14 protein-coding genes are annotated in these 17,007 nt (G+C 68.8%); 6 read left to right on the plus strand and 8 right to left on the minus strand.

The window, feature by feature from the left end:
• Positions 1-20 precede the first annotated feature (20 nt).
• The 4 genes from LXT13_RS06490 to LXT13_RS06505 all read left to right on the plus strand — a co-directional run bounded on the left by LXT13_RS06490 (position 21) and on the right by LXT13_RS06505 (position 4,509).
• Positions 21-806 carry a S1C family serine protease gene (locus tag LXT13_RS06490; protein WP_233370944.1) on the plus strand — a complete coding sequence of 262 codons (786 nt, stop codon included), beginning with the start codon at positions 21-23 and terminating at the stop codon, positions 804-806.
• A gap of 158 nt (positions 807-964) precedes the next feature.
• Positions 965-2,824 carry a dihydroxy-acid dehydratase gene (gene ilvD, locus LXT13_RS06495; RefSeq protein WP_233370946.1) on the plus strand — a complete coding sequence of 620 codons (1,860 nt, stop codon included), beginning with the start codon at positions 965-967 and terminating at the stop codon, positions 2,822-2,824.
• Between the two features lie 404 nt (positions 2,825-3,228).
• Positions 3,229-3,687: a CAP domain-containing protein gene (locus tag LXT13_RS06500; protein ID WP_233370948.1), complete on the plus strand. Its 459-nt coding sequence runs from the start codon at positions 3,229-3,231 to the stop codon at positions 3,685-3,687.
• 138 nt (positions 3,688-3,825) lie between these two features.
• Entirely contained in the window at positions 3,826-4,509 is a 684-nt protein-coding gene (locus tag LXT13_RS06505; protein WP_233370949.1) for a methyl-accepting chemotaxis protein, read from the plus strand.
• Between the two features lie 35 nt (positions 4,510-4,544).
• Here the strand turns inward: LXT13_RS06505 and LXT13_RS06510 are convergent, their stop codons facing one another.
• From LXT13_RS06510 to LXT13_RS06535, 6 genes are read right to left on the minus strand one after another with little or no spacing between them, the layout of a single operon-like run.
• Positions 4,545-5,801 carry a Zn-dependent hydrolase gene (locus LXT13_RS06510; protein WP_233370951.1) on the minus strand — a complete coding sequence of 419 codons (1,257 nt, stop codon included), beginning with the start codon at positions 5,799-5,801 and terminating at the stop codon, positions 4,545-4,547.
• Positions 5,802-5,812: 11 nt separating this feature from the next.
• Positions 5,813-7,261 carry a dihydropyrimidinase gene (gene hydA, locus LXT13_RS06515; protein WP_233370952.1) on the minus strand — a complete coding sequence of 483 codons (1,449 nt, stop codon included), beginning with the start codon at positions 7,259-7,261 and terminating at the stop codon, positions 5,813-5,815.
• On the minus strand, positions 7,258-8,727 hold the full coding sequence (locus LXT13_RS06520) for an NCS1 family nucleobase:cation symporter-1 (RefSeq protein ID WP_233370954.1): 1,470 nt from the start codon (positions 8,725-8,727) through the stop codon (positions 7,258-7,260). The genes hydA and LXT13_RS06520 overlap by 4 nt, the downstream gene beginning before the upstream one ends.
• A gap of 19 nt (positions 8,728-8,746) precedes the next feature.
• Positions 8,747-10,246 carry a CoA-acylating methylmalonate-semialdehyde dehydrogenase gene (locus LXT13_RS06525; RefSeq protein ID WP_233370956.1) on the minus strand — a complete coding sequence of 500 codons (1,500 nt, stop codon included), beginning with the start codon at positions 10,244-10,246 and terminating at the stop codon, positions 8,747-8,749.
• A gap of 13 nt (positions 10,247-10,259) precedes the next feature.
• The gene (preA, locus tag LXT13_RS06530; RefSeq protein WP_233370957.1) at positions 10,260-11,567 is read right to left on the minus strand and encodes an NAD-dependent dihydropyrimidine dehydrogenase subunit PreA; all 1,308 of its coding nucleotides are present in this window, start codon (positions 11,565-11,567) and stop codon (positions 10,260-10,262) included.
• Positions 11,560-12,924 (minus strand): NAD(P)-dependent oxidoreductase, encoded by a 1,365-nt coding sequence (locus LXT13_RS06535; protein ID WP_233370959.1) that lies wholly within the window; start codon positions 12,922-12,924, stop codon positions 11,560-11,562. The genes preA and LXT13_RS06535 overlap by 8 nt, the downstream gene beginning before the upstream one ends.
• 107 nt (positions 12,925-13,031) lie before the next feature.
• Between LXT13_RS06535 and LXT13_RS06540 the strand changes: the two genes are divergently transcribed.
• Together LXT13_RS06540 and LXT13_RS06545 are read left to right on the plus strand one after the other, a co-directional pair.
• Positions 13,032-13,664, plus strand: coding sequence for a TetR/AcrR family transcriptional regulator (locus LXT13_RS06540; protein ID WP_233370960.1), 633 nt, complete (start codon positions 13,032-13,034; stop codon positions 13,662-13,664).
• The gene (locus LXT13_RS06545; protein WP_233370962.1) at positions 13,661-14,101 is read left to right on the plus strand and encodes a nuclear transport factor 2 family protein; all 441 of its coding nucleotides are present in this window, start codon (positions 13,661-13,663) and stop codon (positions 14,099-14,101) included. Before LXT13_RS06540 ends, LXT13_RS06545 begins: the two co-directional genes overlap by 4 nt.
• 27 nt (positions 14,102-14,128) lie before the next feature.
• On the opposite strand, the gene LXT13_RS06550 is transcribed toward LXT13_RS06545, so the two are convergent.
• Together LXT13_RS06550 and LXT13_RS06555 are read right to left on the minus strand one after the other, a co-directional pair.
• Positions 14,129-14,917 carry an ABC transporter permease gene (locus LXT13_RS06550; protein ID WP_233370964.1) on the minus strand — a complete coding sequence of 263 codons (789 nt, stop codon included), beginning with the start codon at positions 14,915-14,917 and terminating at the stop codon, positions 14,129-14,131.
• Positions 14,914-17,007, minus strand: a complete 2,094-nt coding sequence (locus LXT13_RS06555; protein ID WP_233370965.1) for an acyltransferase family protein — start codon at positions 17,005-17,007, stop codon at positions 14,914-14,916. The genes LXT13_RS06550 and LXT13_RS06555 overlap by 4 nt, the downstream gene beginning before the upstream one ends.

A 17,007-nucleotide genomic window follows, 5' to 3' on the forward strand; every position in this document is an offset into this window, starting at 1 on the left:
AGTCCTGTGAGACGACCGCCATGCTCACCCCGCCGCTCCCGTTGACACGCCGCCACCTGCTGGCCGCCGCCGCCCTAGGCGGGCTGGCCCGGGGAGCGCACGCCGAGCCGTTGCCGGCGCTCATCGCGCGGGCCAAGCGCTCTGTCGTCGTCGTTGGCAGCTACGGCCTGCTCGACAACCCGCGGTTCGGCTTCCGGGCGACAGGCTTCGCGGTGGCCGACGGCCTGCACGTGCTGACCAGCGCCCATGTCGTGCCGAGCGAGGCGCCCGGCCGCGTGGACCAGAGCATCGCCGTGCAGGTGTGGACGCCAGAACTGGCATGGCAGCTGCGCAGCGCGCGCCTGGTGCAGAAGGACCGGCGTAACGACCTCGCCTTGCTGGAGATCGACGGGCCGCCGCTGACGCCGCTGAAGCTGGCCACTCGCGAGGCACCCGAGGGCACTGCCATCGCGCTGATGGGCTTCCCGCTCGGCAATTCGCTGGGCTATGTGCACACGACGCACCGCGGCATCGTGTCGGCGCGCTCGGCGGTCGCGGTGCCGGCGTCGGACTCTGCCGGGCTGAACCCGCGTGCCGTGCGCCAGTTGCGCGACGGCGCCTTCGAGGTGCTGCAGCTGGACGCGATCGCCTACCCCGGCAACAGCGGCGGCCCGGTGTTCGACCTGGAGACCGGCGAGGTCATCGGCGTGCTGCAGGGCGGCGTGGTCAAGGGCACGCGCGAGGCCGCGCTGAGCTCGCCCACCGGCATCACCTACGCCGTGCCCGTGGGCGCCGCCGCCGCGCTGCTGGCCGAACAGAAGCTCTGAGCCGGCAGTCATCGACGGGGCGACCCACCCCTTGAGCGTTCGGCATGGCGCAACCAAGCTTTCGGAACCCCGCCGCAAGCCCCTGACGGCGAGACGGCGACGCCGCGGTGCCGGAAAATCGCGCTCCTTCCCGATCCGCTCCCATTGCAGGCCCTGCCATGCCCAACTACCGCTCCAAGATCTCCACCGCCGGCCGCAACATGGCGGGTGCCCGTTCGCTGTGGCGCGCCACCGGCATGAAGGACGACGACTTCTCCAAGCCCATCATCGCCATCGCCAACTCCTTCACCCAGTTCGTGCCCGGCCACGTGCACCTGAAGGACCTGGGCCAGCTGGTGGCTCGCGAGATCGAGCGCGTGGGCGGCGTGGCCAAGGAGTTCAACACCATCGCCGTGGACGACGGCATCGCGATGGGCCACGACGGTATGCTGTATTCGCTGCCCAGCCGCGACATCATTGCGGATTCTGTCGAGTACATGGTCAACGCCCACTGCGCCGATGCGCTGGTGTGCATCTCCAACTGCGACAAGATCACCCCCGGCATGCTGATGGCCGCGATGCGGCTCAACATCCCCGTCGTGTTCGTCTCCGGTGGCCCGATGGAAGCCGGCAAGGTGCGCCTGGCGGTCCCCGGCACGGCCAAGATCGAGATCAAGAAGCTGGACCTCATCGACGCGATGGTCATGGCCGCCGACAGCAAGGTCAGCGACGCCGACCTCGCCGAGGTCGAGCGCTCGGCTTGCCCCACCTGCGGCAGCTGCTCGGGCATGTTCACGGCCAACTCGATGAACTGCCTGACCGAGGCGCTGGGCCTCTCGCTGCCAGGTAACGGCACGGTGGTGGCAACGCACGCGGACCGCGAAGAGCTGTTCAAGCAGGCCGGCCGCACGGCCGTCGAGCTGTGCAAGCGCTACTACGAAGGCAATGACGAGAGCGTGCTGCCGCGCGCCATCGGCAAGAAGGCCTTCGAAAACGCGATGACGCTGGACATCGCGATGGGCGGCTCCACCAACACCATCCTGCACATCCTGGCCGCAGCGCAGGAGGCCGGCATCGCCTTCGACATGACGGACATCGACCGCCTGTCGCGCGATGTGCCGCAGCTGTGCAAGGTGGCGCCCAACACCAACAAGTACCACATCGAGGATGTGCACCGCGCCGGCGGCATCATGGCCATCCTCGGCGAGCTGGACCGCGCCGGCAAGCTGCACACCGATGCCCCCACCGTGCACGCCAAGACGATGAAGGACGCGCTGGACCAGTGGGACATCGCCCGCAACCCCAGTGATGCGGTCAAGACCTTCTACATGGCCGGCCCCGCCGGCATCCCGACGCAGACGGCCTTCAGCCAGAACACCCGCTGGCCCAGCCTGGACCTGGACCGTGCCGAAGGCTGCATCCGCTCGGTCGAGCATGCCTTCAGCAAGGAAGGCGGCCTGGCCGTGCTGCGCGGCAACATCGCGCTGGACGGCTGCGTCGTGAAGACGGCGGGCGTGGACGACAGCCTGCTGGTCTTCGAAGGCCCGGCGCACGTCGTCGAGAGCCAGGACGAAGCCGTTGCCAACATCCTGGACGACAAGGTCAAGGCCGGCGATGTCGTGGTGGTGCGCTACGAAGGCCCAAAGGGCGGCCCAGGCATGCAGGAAATGCTCTACCCGACCAGCTACATCAAGTCCAAGGGCCTGGGCAAGGCCTGCGCGCTGCTGACCGACGGCCGCTTCTCGGGTGGGACCTCGGGCCTGTCCATCGGCCACTGTTCGCCCGAGGCGGCAGCCGGCGGCGCTATCGGCCTCGTGCGCAACGGTGACCGCATTCGCATCGACATCCCGAACCGCACGATTGATGTGCTGGTCAGCGACGCAGAGCTGGCCAAGCGCCGCGCCGAGCAGGACGCCAAGGGCTGGAAGCCCGCCGAGGCGCGCCCGCGCAAGGTGTCGGCAGCGTTGAAGGCCTATGCGCTGTTGGCGACGTCGGCGGACAAGGGGGCTGTGCGGGACTTGAGTCAGCTGGAGGGCTGATCTTTGTCAGACTGGTGGTTGCCAGGCTGTTGTGCAGCCGAAGGCACTAGAGGGTTTGATATGCCGGCGTCCAGGGACGCCACCAAGTCAGACAGTATGTTCCCCGCTTGAGCCACGTTCGCCAGCATGGCTCGGAGCAGCACATTGCCCCCCCGCATTCGACGCGCTCGGGCTGACATTCCGATACGCCGGCGCCGCCTATGTCCCGCACAGTGCGGGAGATGAACGCTTCACGACTCTCATGGGGCAGCGCCGGCCTGGCGCTGTTGCTCGGCGCCTGCGGTGGCGGGGGCGGAGACGGGGGGGCCCCGTCCCCGGCGCCGGCGCCCGTGACTACGACCCCACCTGTCACCGCGCCCGCGCCGCCGCCGGCGGCCTCGGCGCCCGCGTCTTCGCCCACCACCGTGGACGCAGGCACCCGCGCGACCTGCCAGCTGTCCAACTTCCAGGCGGAGTTGTTAGAACTTGTCAACCGCTACCGAGCCGCCGGTGCCAGCTGTGGCAGCGAGGGCAACTTCGCGCCGGCGTCGGCGCTTCGCTGGCAGGCCAACCTGACGCAGGCCGCGCTGCAGCACAGCGACGACATGCAGAGCGGGAACTTCTTCAGCCACACGGGCAGCAACGGCAGCACCGCGGGCCAGCGCATCACGGCGGCGGGCTACAGCTGGCGGGCCTATGGCGAGAACATCGCAGCCGGGCAGGCCAGCGCGTCGACTGTGATGACCAGCTGGATGAACAGCCCGGGCCATTGCGCCAACATCATGAACTCCACATTCCGCGAGATCGGCGTAGCCTGCGTGAAGGGCGGGGCGGGCAACACCTACGGGACGTACTGGACGATGGAGCTCGCGACGCCGCAGTGACCGGCTGGCGGGGGCCGCATCACGCGGCGCAAAGTAGCGGCTCACAGCCGCTGGCACGCTCCGTGCAGACATGCTGGTGCACGATGGGCCGTCCCGCGTCGGGCCGGCGCCAGTCGTGACGAAGCTCACGGAGTCTCCATGCCGCATCTTTCGCGTGTCCTCCACGATGCACCAAGGCGAAGCGCGCCCGCCCACCGGCAGACGGCGGGTGAACTGTTCGGCAAGGCAATCAACCTGTCGGGCCGCAGGCGCTTCACATCGCAGCGCGTCGTGCTGTATGCCGTGCTGGCCTCGCAGGGGCGTGACGGTGCCTTGGTGACGTCACGGGACGCGCTCGCCACGTTCCGTGAGGCCCACAGCGCGTTGCTCGACGGCGAGTTGTCACCTGATGCTCTCGGCGACGAACTGACGCCCGCCTACTTCGGTGCCGATCGCGCCGACGAGCGCATCACCGCCTTCATCGAGCTGGCCGAGCGCACGCTCGACGCCATTGCTCACGACGGACGCCACGTGGAGACGCTGCTCGAGCAACTGGTGGACAGCACGACACCGTTGCTGGTCACGTTGAACCGTCTGACCCAGCTCTACGAAGACCTGGCGCGCCAGCACGCGGCATCCACGAAGAAGCAGCTCACCGCCGTCATGGGCGATATCGAACAGATCGCCAAGCATGCCCGCATCGTGTCGTTCAACGCTCAGGTGGTTGCCGCGCGGGCCGGCACGTCGGGCCGCGAGTTTGCGGTCGTCTCCGGCGAGATGACGCAGATCACCGGCAAGCTCGATGGCCTCGTGCGCGAGGCGGTGCGTAGCGCGGTGGCGTGAGGCACCGCAGTCCAGGTGCCCCGGGGCGCCTCGGGTCAGCCGGCTGCGCTCAGCATCGCCTGCAGCAGCACATTGCACCCTGCCTCGATGTGCTCGGGCTTGGCGTCCTCGATCTCGTTGTGGCTGATGCCGTCCTTGCAGGGGATGAAGATCATGCCGGCCGGGGCCAGGCGGGCCATGTAGACGGCGTCGTGGCCGGCGCCTGACACGGCCGGCATGTTGGGGTAGCCCAGCGCGTCGGCGGCTTTCTGCACGGCGGCGATGCAGTCGGCGTGGAACGGTTGCGCAGGGTAGGCGCTGACGGGCGTGATCTCGATGGGCAGGCCGCTCTCCGCGCTCAGCTTCGAGGCGACGGCGCGGATGTCGGAGTCCATCGCCTCGCACAGGGCATCGGTCGCGTTGCGCAGGTCGATGCTGAACTTCACGCGGCCGGGGATGACGTTGCGGCTGTTGGGGTGCACCTGCACCATGCCCACCGTGCCGCGGCCATGCGGTGGGTGGCGATGGGCGCAGGCGACAACCTCCTGCATCAGCTTCGTCGCGACTTGCAGCGCGTCCTTGCGCAGCGCCATCGGCGTGGGGCCGGCGTGGGCCTCCATGCCGGTGACGACGCAGTCGTACCAGCGGATGCCCAAAACACCGGTGACGACGCCGATGGTCTTGTCGTGGTCTTCCAGCACCGGTCCCTGCTCGATGTGGGTCTCGAAGTAGGCGCCTATCGCGTGGTCGCCGGGCACCTGGCTGCCTATGTAGCCGATGCGTTCCAGCTCGTCCTTGACCGTCTTGCCCTCGGTATCGGTGGCTGCATAGGCGTGTTCCAGCGTGAAGGCCTTGGCAAACACGCCTGAGCCCATCATGACGGGCACGAAGCGCGAGCCTTCCTCGTTGGTCCAGAACGCGACTTCTATGGGCGCCTCGGTCTCGATGCCGTGGTCGTTCAGCGTGCGGACGACTTCGATGCCGGCCAGCACGCCGTAGTTGCCATCGAACTTGCCGCCGGTGGGCTGGGTGTCGATGTGGCTGCCGGTCATGATGGGCGGCAGTCTGTTGTTGCGGCCGGCGCGGCGCATGAAGCCATTGCCGATCTGGTCGATGGTGACCGTCATGCCGGCCTCGCGCGCCCAGCGCGTGACGAGGTCGCGGCCCTGCTTGTCGAGGTCGGTCAGCGTCAGGCGGCAGACGCCGCCCTTGTCGGTGGCGCCGATCTGCGCCAGCTCCATCAGCGAGTCCCACAGGCGCTGGCCGTTGATGCGGAGCTTGGTGATGTCGGGCTGGGTGGTGGGCATGTCCATGATCAATCCTTTCAGCGCGCGACAGCGGTGGGCTGCAGGTCAGCGGCACGCTTGGCGGCGGCGTCGAACTGCGAGCCGAACGGCGGGCGCTTGAGGTAGCGGCCGGTGCCGGGCTCGGCGCGCAGCTCACCGCGGGCGAACACGACGTGGCCTTGCGCGATCGTGTGGCTCGGGATGCCGCGCACTGTGCGGCCCTCGAAGATGTTGAAGTCGTTCTTCGAGAACTGCGTCTTGGCGCTCAGCGTCTTGATGCCGGCCGGATCCCACAGCACAAGGTCGGCGTCCGCACCTTCGGCGATGACGCCCTTGCGCGGGTAGATGTTGAACAGCTTGGCCGCGTTGGCGGACGTGATGGCGACGAACTCGCTGGGCGTCAGGCGCCCGGAGTTGACGCCGGCGTCCCACAGCACGGCCATGCGCTCCTCGACGCCGCCGCAGCCATTGGGGATCTTGGCGAAGTTGTCGATGCCTGCGGCCTTCTGGCTCGCGCAGAAGGTGCAGTGGTCGGTGGCCGTCGTGTGCAGCTGGCCGCTCTGCAGGCCGCGCCACAGGAACTCCTGGTGGATCTTCGGGCGGAAGGGCGGGCTCATGACGTAGGCTGCGGCCTTCGCGAAATCCGGGTCTCGGTAGACGCTGTCGTCGACGAGTAGATGCCCCGCCAGCACCTCGCCGTAGACCCGCTGGCCGCGGGCGCGTGCACGGGCGATGGCCTCGGCGCTTTCGATGCAGCTGACGTGCACGATATAGATCGGCACCCCCAGCACGTCGGCAATCGCAATGGCGCGGTTGGCGGCTTCGCCCTCGACCATCGGCGGACGCGACATCGGGTGGCCCTCGGGGCCGGTGATGCCCATCTTGGCGACCTCGGCCTGCAGCAGGTAGACCAGCTCGCCGTTCTCGGCGTGCACAGTCGGCATGGCGCCCAGTTCGAGCGCACGCTTGAAGCTGTTCACCAGCGTCTCGTCGTCGCACATGATGGCGTTCTTGTAGGCCATGAAGTGCTTGAAGCTGTTCACGCCTTCGTCTCGAACGAGGGTCCCCATGTCGTCGCTGACGGTCTTGCCCCACCACGTCACGGCGACATGGAAGGCATAGTCCGCCGCGCTCTTCTCGGCCCAGCCGCGCCAGGTGCGGTAGGCGTCCATCAGCGGCTGCTGCGGGTTGGGGATGACGAAGTCGATGATGCTCGTCGTGCCGCCGGCCAGCGCAGCGGCGGTGCCCGTGAAGAAGTCGTCCTGCGTGACCGTTCCCATGAACGGCAGCTGCATGTGCGTGTGCGGGTCGATGCCGCCGGGCAGCAGGTACTGGCCGGTGCCGTCCAGCGTCGTCGTGCCGGCCGGGGCCTCGCGCACCGCGCGCTCGCCGAGGGCGGCGATGTGGCCGTCGACGCAGAGGACGTCGGTGCGGCTTTCGGCGTCAGCGTTTACGACGATAGCGCCGCGAATGAGCAGAGGGGTCATAAAGCAGTCCTGGGCAGGGGATGGGCTTGCGCCTTGCCGGCCATCAGCAGGCCGTAGACGACGGCAGCCAGGGCGAGGCCGGCGAACCAGGCGTAGGTGTAGATGGCCTTGAAGGCCGGGGCGATGTCGGGGAAGGCTGCCGGGAATGCCGCGTTCAGAAAGCCCGGCACGTTGGGCGCGACGCCCACGGCGAAGGCGATCAGGGCGGCCGCGTTCCAGCCACTGCTGTAGCTGTAGCGGCCGCCCTCGCGGTAGAGCTCGTCCACCGCCAGCTCGGTCTTGCGCAGCAGGTAGTAGTCGACGATGAGGATGCCCGCCACCGGCCCCAGCAGCGCCGAGTAGCCAATGAGCCACGTGAAGATGTAGCCCTGCGTGGAGGCCAGGATCTTCCACGGCATCATGACGATGGCGATGCCGCAGGTGAGCATGCCGCCCGCCTTGTAGCTGATGCGGCTCGGCGCCAGTGCGGAGAAGTCGTAGGCCGGACCGACGAGGTTGGCAGCGAGGTTGACGCTGACGGTGTCAATCAACAGCACGATCAGCGCGATCAGCACGGCAGCGCCCGTCATGCGGCTGGCGAGGTCCACCGGGTCCCACAGTGCCTTGCCGTAGATCACGACAGTGGCGGACGTGACGAACACGGCCAGCGCCGCCAGCAGCCCCATCGGGCCGGGCAGGCCGAGCGCCTGGCCGACGAGCTGGTCGCGCTGGCTCCTCGCAAAGCGCGTGAAGTCAGGGATGTTCAGCGCCAGCGTCGCCCAGAAGCCGACCATCGCGGTCAGCGACGGCCAGAAGACCGACGAGAACTGGCCGGCCTTCTTGCCGCCGTCGGTGAAGGCCGAGGGCTGGTCCAGGATGGGGCCGAAGCCGCCGGCCTTGTCCCACGCCCACCACAGCAGCACGAAGCAGATGACGATCTTGATCGGCGCGGTGTAGGTCTCCAGCTTGCGGATGGCGTCGATGCCATGCACGACGAACCAGAACTGCAGCGCCCAGAACAGCAGGAAGCAGCCGAACTGCGCCGCGCTGATGCCCAGGCCCGGCAGCGGGTCGCCGCCGAGCGGGTGGCCCAGCAGCACGCCGGCCAGCGTGTAGATCATCTGGCCGCCGAACCACGTCTGGATGCCATACCAGCCGCAAGCAACGAGCGCTCGCAGCAGCGCCGGCAGCTTGGCGCCCTGCGTGCCGAACGAGGCCCGCGCGAGCACCGCATACGGAATGCCGTACTTGGCGCCGGCGTGGCCGATCAGCAGCATGGGCACCAGCACGATGAGGTTGCCGAGGAACACGGTACCCACCGCCTGGCTCCAGCTCATGCCCGACTCGATGAGGCTGGCCGCCAGTGTGTACGCCGGGATGCACATGACCATGCCCACCCACAGCGCTGCGAAGTGCCACCACCGCCACGTTCGCTGAGCGGCTGTCGTGGGGATCAGGTCCGGGTTGCTCAGCGAGGTGTTGGTCATGGGGCTTCCTCAGTGGGTGTCAGGTGTTCTGAGGAAAAGCAAATTGCGGACCTTTTGGCGTGGAGTCGGGCCACCTTTGCATCACGGCCTTGTGCCGGGTGTAGAACCGCACCGCTTCCGGCCCGTAGGCATGGTGGTCGCCGAACAGGCTGCGCTTCCAGCCGCCGAAGCTGTTGAAGGCCATGGGCACCGGCAGCGGCACGTTGACGCCCACCATGCCGACCTGGATGTGGTGCACGAACTCGCGCGCCACGTGGCCGTCGCGCGTGAAGATGGCCACGCCGTTGGCGTACTCGTTGGCTTCGATGAGGGACAGCGCGGCGGCCAGGTCAGGCACGCGGACGATGCACAGCACCGGGCCGAAGATCTCTTCTTGATAACAGCTCATCCCGGCGGACACGCCGTCGAGGATGGTGCCGCCGACGAAGAAGCCGTCCTCATGCCCCGGCACACGCAGGCCGCGGCCGTCGACAACGGCCTGCGCGCCGGCTTCGATGCCTTCGCCGATCAGCCGCTCCACGCGCTGCTGCGATGCGCGCGTGATCAGCGGGCCCATCTCGGCGCCTTCTTGATGGCCTTCGCCGATCTTCAGCGCCTTGACCTTGGGCGCCAGCGCGGCCACCAGCTTGTCACCCACATCGCCCACCGCCACGGCGACTGAGATCGCCATGCAGCGCTCGCCGGCCGAGCCATAGGCCGCGCCCATCAGCGCGTCCACGGCGCCGTCGAGGTCAGCGTCGGGCATGACGACCATGTGGTTCTTCGCGCCGCCCAGCGCCTGCACACGCTTGCCGTGCGCTGTGCCCACCTGGTAGATGTGCTCGGCCACCGGCGTGCTGCCAACGAAGCTGACCGCTGCGATGCCGGGATGGGCCAGGATGGCGTCGACGAGATCCTTGTCACCCTGCACGACGCTGAACAGGCCGTCCGGCAGTCCGGCTTCCTGCAGCCAGCGCGCCATCAGCAGGCTGGCGCTCGGGTCGCGCTCGCTGGGCTTGAGGATGAAGGCGTTGCCGCAGCCGAGAGCAATTGGGTACATCCACATCGGCACCATGGCGGGGAAGTTGAACGGCGTGATGCCGGCCACCACGCCCAGCGGCTGGCGCAGGTTCCAGGCGTCCATGCCGCGGGCGATCTGCTCGGTGTACTCGCCCTTCAACAACTGCGGCATCGCGGTGGCGAACTCGACGACCTCGATCCCGCGCGCGACCTCGCCCACCGCGTCGGGCAGCGTCTTGCCGTGCTCACGCACGATGGCCTCGGCCAGCAGCTCGCGGCGCTCCTGCAGCAGAGCCAGGAACTTGAACAGCACGCGGGCGCGGGCCAGCGGCGGCGTCTGGCTCCAGGCCTTCACGGCCTGTGTGGCAGAGGTGACCGCGGCGTCCAGATCGGCGGCGCTGCCCAGCAGCAGCTGGCCTTGCACCTGGCCGGTGGCGGGGTTGTAGATGTCCTGGCGGCGCTCGCCGCTGCCGCGGTGGATCGCGCCGGCGATCCAGTGGCCCACTTCGTAGTGGCTCATGGGAATGTCTCCTTCATGCGCAGCCGCTGCGCATGGGGTTGTTGGGGTGTGTCGTCCAGTTCGCGTACGAGCCGTCGACAACGCGGCCGGTGCGTGCATCCGTTTCGCCCGGCTGCAGCGCACGCATCGTGATGGTGCCAGGGACGGGGCAGATCGACACGCACAAGTTGCAGCCGACGCATTCGGCATCGTTGACCTCGAAATGCCGCTTGCCGTCCTTCGTTGCCCAGATGGCCTGGTGCGACGTGTCTTCGCAGACCACGTGGCAGCGCCCGCACTGGATGCAGGTGTCCTGGTGGATCACCGCCTTTTCGACATGGTTCAGATTGAGCTGGTTCCAGTTCTTCACCGTCGGCACCGCGCGGCCGCGGAAGTCGTCCAGCGTGCGGTAGCCCTTGTCGTCCATGAAGTTGCCCAGCCCCGAGCACAGGTCCTGCACGATCTTGAAGCCGTAGACCATTGCCGCGGTGCACACCTGCACCGTGCCGCAGCCCATGGCGATGAACTCGGCCGCGTCGCGCCAGGTGGTGATGCCGCCGATGCCCGACAGCGGCACGCCGGCCGTGTCGGGATCGCGAGCGATCTCGGCCACCATGTTCAGTGCGATGGGCTTCACCGCCGGGCCGCAGTAGCCGCCGTGCGAGCCCCAGCCGTCGGTGGCAGGGCTCATCGTCATCCGGTCCAGGTCCACGCCTATGACGGAGTTGATGGTGTTGATGAGGCTGATGCCGTCGGCGCCGCCGGCCCTGGCGGCGCGGGCCGGAAAGCGCACGTCGGTGATGTTGGGTGTCAGCTTGACGATGACGGGCAGCCGCGTGTGCGTCTTGCACCACTCGGTGACCTGCTGGATGTACTCCGGGACCTGGCCCACGGCCGAGCCCATGCCGCGCTCGCTCATGCCGTGCGGGCAGCCGAAGTTCAACTCCACGCCGTCGGCGCCGGTGTCTTCCACGCGGGTCAGCATGTTGCGCCAGGCCAGCTCGTTGACCGGCACCATCAGCGAGACGACCACAGCGCGGTCAGGGAAGTCGCGCTTCACGCGGGCGATCTCGTCGAGGTTGACCTGCAGCGGCCGGTCGGTGATGAGTTCGATGTTGTTGAAGCCGATGACGCGGCGGTCCGGCCCCCACAGCGCGCCGTAGCGCGGCCCGTTGACGTTGACGACCGGTGGGTCCTCGCCCAGCGTCTTCCAGACGACGCCGCCCCAGCCGGCCTCGAACGCGCGGCGCACGTTGACCTCTTTGTCGGTGGGCGGCGCAGAGGCCAGCCAGAATGGGTTGGGGCTTTGGATGCCGAGGAAATTGGTGCTCAGGTCAGCCATGGGCGGCCTCCGTGTCGGGGTGGCGGATGGCCATCAGGCCCAGCTCGCGGTCGATGCTGGCGGCGGCGCGCTTGCCGTGCTCCACGGCTTCCACGGTCAGGTCGCGCCCGCCAGCTCGACAGTCGCCCCCGGCCCAGACTCTCGGCCGGCTGGTGCGGCCATCGTCGTCCGTGCGGATGCGACCGCCGACGAGTTCCAGGCCGCCCGCGGGTGCCTCGTCGAAGGTCTGGCCGATGGCCCGCAGCACCATGTCCGCTTCAAGGAAGTAGGTCTCGCCCGTGTCGACGAGCCGGCCATCCTGCAGCCGCGTGGCCGCCATCTGCACGCCTGCCGCGGTGATGGCCACGGGCCGGGCCCAGCAGCGGATGCTCACGCCGTGCGTCTGGGCCCAGTGTTGCTCGTGGAGCGATGCCGACAGCGACTCGGGCCCCCGGCGGTAGGCCATCGTCACGACGTCCGCGCCCAGCAGCTTGCTCTGCACGGCGGCGTCCACCGCCGTCATGCCGCCGCCGATGACGACGACGCGTCGGCCCACGGTCACCTGCGCCGGGTCGCTCTGGCGCAGCTCCGCGATGAAGTCCACCGCATCTCTCACTGATGAGGAATGCCCCGGCAGCTCGGGCTCGGCGATGCCCAGCGCATTCACGCCTTGCAAGCCGAGACCCAGGAAGACGGCGTCGAACTCCGTCAGCAGGCCGTCCAGGGTGATGTCCTGCCCCAGCCGGCAGTTCAGCCGCGGCGTGATGCCGCCGATGCTCAGCAACCAGTCGATCTCGCGCTGCGCAAAGCCTCCGGCGACCTTGTAGGTGGCCAGGCCGTATTCGTTGAGGCCGCCGAGCTTGGGCGCGGCGTCGTACAGCACCACGTCATGCCCGCGCCAGGCCAGCCCGTGCGCCGCGGCCAGCCCGGCCGGGCCGGCGCCGACGACGGCGATGCGACGTCCGGTCGGCATGCCGCGCCGGAACAACGGCCGGCCGGGCCGGTCGAGATGGTCGTCGACGGCATGACGCTGCAGCTGACCGATGGCCACCGCCTTGTCCTCGTGCGTGTTGCGCACGCAGGCCTGCTCGCACAACACCTCGGTCGGGCAGACACGCGCGCACAGGCCGCCCAGCGGGTTGGCTGTCAGGATGGCCTCGGCAGCGCCGCGCAGGTTGTCCTGGGCGATGCGCTGGATGAAGCTGGGGATGTCGATGCTGGTCGGGCAGGCCGTCTGGCACGGGGCCGCGAAGCAGCCATAGCAGCGCTCGGCCTCGATCAGCGCCTGGGCCCGCGTCAGCGGTGGGTGGGCGTCCGCGAAGTTCCGCGCGTAGTCGGCGGGCTCCAGACGGCCGGGCTTCAGGTCGGCAAGGTCCACGGGCTTCTCCCTCTGAACAATAGCCAAACATTACTAGGTAGTAGAAATTGACCTAGACGTAAAAACCCGCAGCGCTCGCATGGTGCGTGTGCCGTCAGAATCGGTGCATGACTGTTAACGCTCCCGTCGCCCGCACCCCCCGCGCCGCCACCCTTCGCAAGCAAGAAACCATCCTGGTTGAGGCCGAACGGCAATTCGCCCGGTACGGCTTCGAGGGTGTCAGCCTGGACAGCATCGCTGCGGCGCTGGACCTTTCGCGCCAGAACCTGCTGTATCACTGGCCCAGCAAGGAAGACCTCTACCGCGCCGTACTCGACAGCGTCATGGGTGAGTGGATGGCCAGCATGACGGCCATCACGCAGGCCGACGAGCCAGAAGCCGCCATCCAGAGCTATGTGGCGGTGAAGCTGCGCTTCAGCCGCGAGCGCGCCACCGGCAACGCCGTCTTCACTCGCGAGATCATGGCCGGCGCGCCGCGCTACCAGGACGTACTGAAGGCCCAGGTCATGCCGCTGCTGCACGCCGACGTGGCGCGCTTCGAGCGCTGGGCAGACGAAGGCCGCGTGCGCCGCATCGACTTCACGCACTTGATGTTCCTGATCTGGTCGTCCACGCAGGCCTATGCCGACCTGGGCCCGCAGTTCGCGCTCTACATGGGTAAGCCGGCGCTGGACGAGGCCGACTTCGAGCGTGCACGACTGCTGCTGACGGAACTGATCTGGCGCAGCCTGCAGCCATGACGACACGCCGCGCCGCGCTGCTCGCGCTGTCGGCACTGCCGGCCGCCGTGAGTGGCGCGCCGCCCGACGAAATCGTGGCGCACCTGAAGGCCCAGGCTGATGCGTGGGACCGCGCCATCCTCGCCAAGGACCGTGCCGCCATCGAGGCCAACATGGCCGACGACTTCCGCCAGATCGATGGCCGCGGCGACGTCGAGACCAAGGCCAGCTTCGTTGACGGCCTGGTGTCGCCCGACCTGCATCTGGACCCGTACACCGTCGAGGAGTTCGACGTGCGCGTCTACGGCGATACCGCGCTGCTCAGCGGCCGCACCCGCATGACCGGCCGCTACCGGGGCCAGCCGTTCAAGACGCACTACCGCTACATCGACGTCTACGTGAAGCAAGGCGGCGCATGGAAGATCGTCAGCGTGCAGATCAGCCGGATGCCGGATTGAAAGCCGGTACGCGGGCAGCGAGCCCAATCACCCCCGACGCTTGAGCCGGTACATCGCCACGCCGCAGCACAGCACCGTGAACCCCAGTAGTCCGGCCAGCGCCATCGCGGGCGGGATGAAGCGGAACTTCTCGACCCCGCCCGCAGCGAACACGAGCTGGCTCAGGTGGAACTGTGGCCAGAACGGCGCCTGGAAGTGCAGCGACGCCGGCAGCGGGAAGAAGATGCCCGACAGGTACATGCCCGGCAGGTAGATGAGGTTGGCGAAGCCGGGTGCAGCGGCGCCGCTGGTGAGCGAGCCCACCATCAGACCCAGCGCGCAGAACGGCAGCGTGCCGACGGCCAGCATGGCGCTCATTGCGGCGAGCTGCCCGGCGCTGAGGCCCGTGCGCCCGCTGATCGCCGTGGCCACGAGGAGGGGCAGGTAGGCCAGCGTGCCGCAGGCGGCGCCCGCCGTGACCTTGGCCAACACCCATGCGCCGGGCGGCGCGGGCTGGGCGCGCTTGAGCGTCAGCAGCCCCTGCTCGCGCTCCTGCGCCAGCGATGGGCACGTGGCGAACACGGCCGCCATCGTCACGGCCATCAGCGAGAAGCCGCCGAACATGAAGCGGGCTGCGTCCGGGTCCTTGGCCGTCATGTCGCCGGCGACGGCGAACGCGAACAGCAGGTACAGGCCCAACGGCAGCAGGAACATCGGCAGCGCGAAGGCTGGCGCGCGCAGCAGGCGCACGAGTTCCAGTCGCATTTCCACGGAGTAGGGCGAGGGGTGGTGGAGCAGCGCGACGGCCGCAGCGGTGGGGGCGAAGGTGGTACTCATGCGGCCTCCTGGGTCAGTTCATTGAACGCCTCGTTGAGCCCGGCCTGCTTCACTTCCAGGCGGGTCAGCAGCGGGTCGGCCGCGAGCAGCCGGCGCACGACGCCCTCGGCATCGGTGGCGACGATGGCTAGCTGCATCGCGTCGCCGCTGACGTCCACGACGCCAGGCCAGCGGCGCAGCTCGGCGGTGGGCAACGTCGTCGCGCAGCGGATGTGGCGGCGCGACACCTGCGCCCGCATCTCGTCCACGCTGCCCGAGGCCACCACCCGGCCGTGCGCCAGCACCGCCACGCGGGTGGCCAGCGCCTCGGCTTCCTCAAGGTAGTGCGTCGTCAGCAGCACCGAGCAGCCTTCGCGCAGCAGGCCGCGGATATTGGCCCACATCGCCTCACGGGCCTTCACGTCGAGACCCACGGTGGGCTCGTCCAGGAACAGCACTTGGGGTCGGCCGCAGATGGCGAGCGCGAACTGCACCTGCCGCTTCTGGCCGCCGGAGAGCTTGCCGTAGGGGCGGTGAGCCAGGTCCACGATGCCGGCCTGCTCCAGCGCCTGCCTCACGGTCAGCGGCGCCGGGTAGTAGCTGCACGACAGGGCGACGAGCTCATGCACCTTCAGGTCCTTGGGCAGCTCGACGTCCTGCATCATCACGCCCAGCCCCAAGCGGTGTTCCAGCGACTGGGGTTCGCCGCCAAGCAGCCGCACCACGCCGGTGTCGGCATCGTTCAGGCCCAGCCACAGCGAGATGGCGGTGGACTTGCCCGCGCCGTTCGGACCCAGCAGCGCGAGCAGTTCGCCGCGATGCAGCTCCAGGTCGACGCGGCTGAGCGCATCGAGCTTGCCGTAGCGCTTGGACACGCCCTGCAGCGATGCGACGACGTCGCCCGTCGGCGCCGCCACGGGTGACGGCGCCACGGCCTGGCGCGGATGACGCCTGCCGTTGAGCACCTGGCCGATGAGCGTGCTGCGCACCAGCGCGTGATAGCTCAGCAGCAGCAGGGCCAGGCTCGCGAGCATGACGAGCGGGTACTTGACGGCCCAGTGCAGCGGCCAGTCGCCGACCCACACCTGCAGCGCCGCCACGACGGGCAGGTGCACGAGGTAGATCCAGTACGACGCATCCGCCACGTAGCGCACGGCCGGGCGGTGGCCGGACAGGAAGCGCAGCGCCACGCCGGTGACCGCGAAGCTCCATGACCAGGCCGAGGCGACGAAGGCCAGCGCGAAGACGAGCAGGGGCTGCTGGGCCATGCCGACCGGTGGCTGGGTCTTCATCACGTACAGGCAGACGGCGGACGACGCGATGGCCAGCACAAGGTGCGGCAGCCACCGCGCGCGTAGCGCCGACAGCGCCCCTGGCGCCCGGTGAACGAGCCAGCCGAACGAGAAGGCCGTGCCGTAGGCCAGCGTGGCCGGCAGCTCCGGTACGAGGGAGTGATCGGGCGTCGGGATCCCCATCCACGGGAACCAGCCCGGCAGCGACACCAGCAGCAGCGCCAGCGGCAGGCCCAGCATCGACGCGGCGGCCGGCCAGCGCAGGGCGGCCGCCACTCCGCGGTCGACGCGGCCGCGCAGGGCTTCGCCGCGGTCCAGCCGTGCCATGACACCGCGGCCCAGCAGCACCGCGGCGTACAGCCACAGCAACTGGTACAGGAACCACAGATGCATCAGCGGCAGCGCGCCGAACGCCTGGGGCATCTCGGGCATCGCTGGCGGTGCGCCGTGGAAGACCTTGTTCATCCCCAGGCCCCACACGAAGGCGATGGCCGGGAACAGCACGAGCCAGCCGACGACCAGCGGCACGGCGATGCGCTGGGCGCGGTTGGCCAAGAAGCCCCGCGTACCGAGGCGCTGGTGCAGCAGCCGGCCGAAGAAGCCGGCGATGAAGAAGAACAGCGTCATGCGGAAGCTGTGCATGACAAAGCTCGCATCGCCGAGCAAGGCGCTGGGCGAGTTGTCGGTCATGGCCCATAGGCCGGGCGGCAGTCCGGGGATGAAGGACAGCGTCGCGTGGAAGGCCACGCCCAGCAAAAGGGCAAAGCTCCGCACTGCGTCGAGGGCATGCAGCCTCTCGCCGTTGGGTTGGGTGTTCAT

This window comes from Pelomonas cellulosilytica (genome assembly GCF_021353265.1).
GTDB lineage: Bacteria > Pseudomonadota > Gammaproteobacteria > Burkholderiales > Burkholderiaceae_C > Pelomonas > Pelomonas cellulosilytica.

Coding starts and splice junctions, on each gene's coding strand:
- LXT13_RS06490 (WP_233370944.1), top strand. CDS start 21: ATGCTCACCCCGCCGCTCCCGTTGACACGCCGCCACCTGCTGGCCGCC.
- ilvD (WP_233370946.1), top strand. CDS start 965: ATGCCCAACTACCGCTCCAAGATCTCCACCGCCGGCCGCAACATGGCG.
- LXT13_RS06505 (WP_233370949.1), top strand. CDS start 3,826: ATGCCGCATCTTTCGCGTGTCCTCCACGATGCACCAAGGCGAAGCGCG.
- LXT13_RS06510 (WP_233370951.1), bottom strand. CDS start 5,801: ATGGACATGCCCACCACCCAGCCCGACATCACCAAGCTCCGCATCAAC.
- hydA (WP_233370952.1), bottom strand. CDS start 7,261: ATGACCCCTCTGCTCATTCGCGGCGCTATCGTCGTAAACGCTGACGCC.
- LXT13_RS06520 (WP_233370954.1), bottom strand. CDS start 8,727: ATGACCAACACCTCGCTGAGCAACCCGGACCTGATCCCCACGACAGCC.
- LXT13_RS06525 (WP_233370956.1), bottom strand. CDS start 10,246: ATGAGCCACTACGAAGTGGGCCACTGGATCGCCGGCGCGATCCACCGC.
- preA (WP_233370957.1), bottom strand. CDS start 11,567: ATGGCTGACCTGAGCACCAATTTCCTCGGCATCCAAAGCCCCAACCCA.
- LXT13_RS06540 (WP_233370960.1), top strand. CDS start 13,032: ATGACTGTTAACGCTCCCGTCGCCCGCACCCCCCGCGCCGCCACCCTT.
- LXT13_RS06545 (WP_233370962.1), top strand. CDS start 13,661: ATGACGACACGCCGCGCCGCGCTGCTCGCGCTGTCGGCACTGCCGGCC.
- LXT13_RS06550 (WP_233370964.1), bottom strand. CDS start 14,917: ATGAGTACCACCTTCGCCCCCACCGCTGCGGCCGTCGCGCTGCTCCAC.
- LXT13_RS06555 (WP_233370965.1), bottom strand. CDS start 17,007: ATGAACACCCAACCCAACGGCGAGAGGCTGCATGCCCTCGACGCAGTG.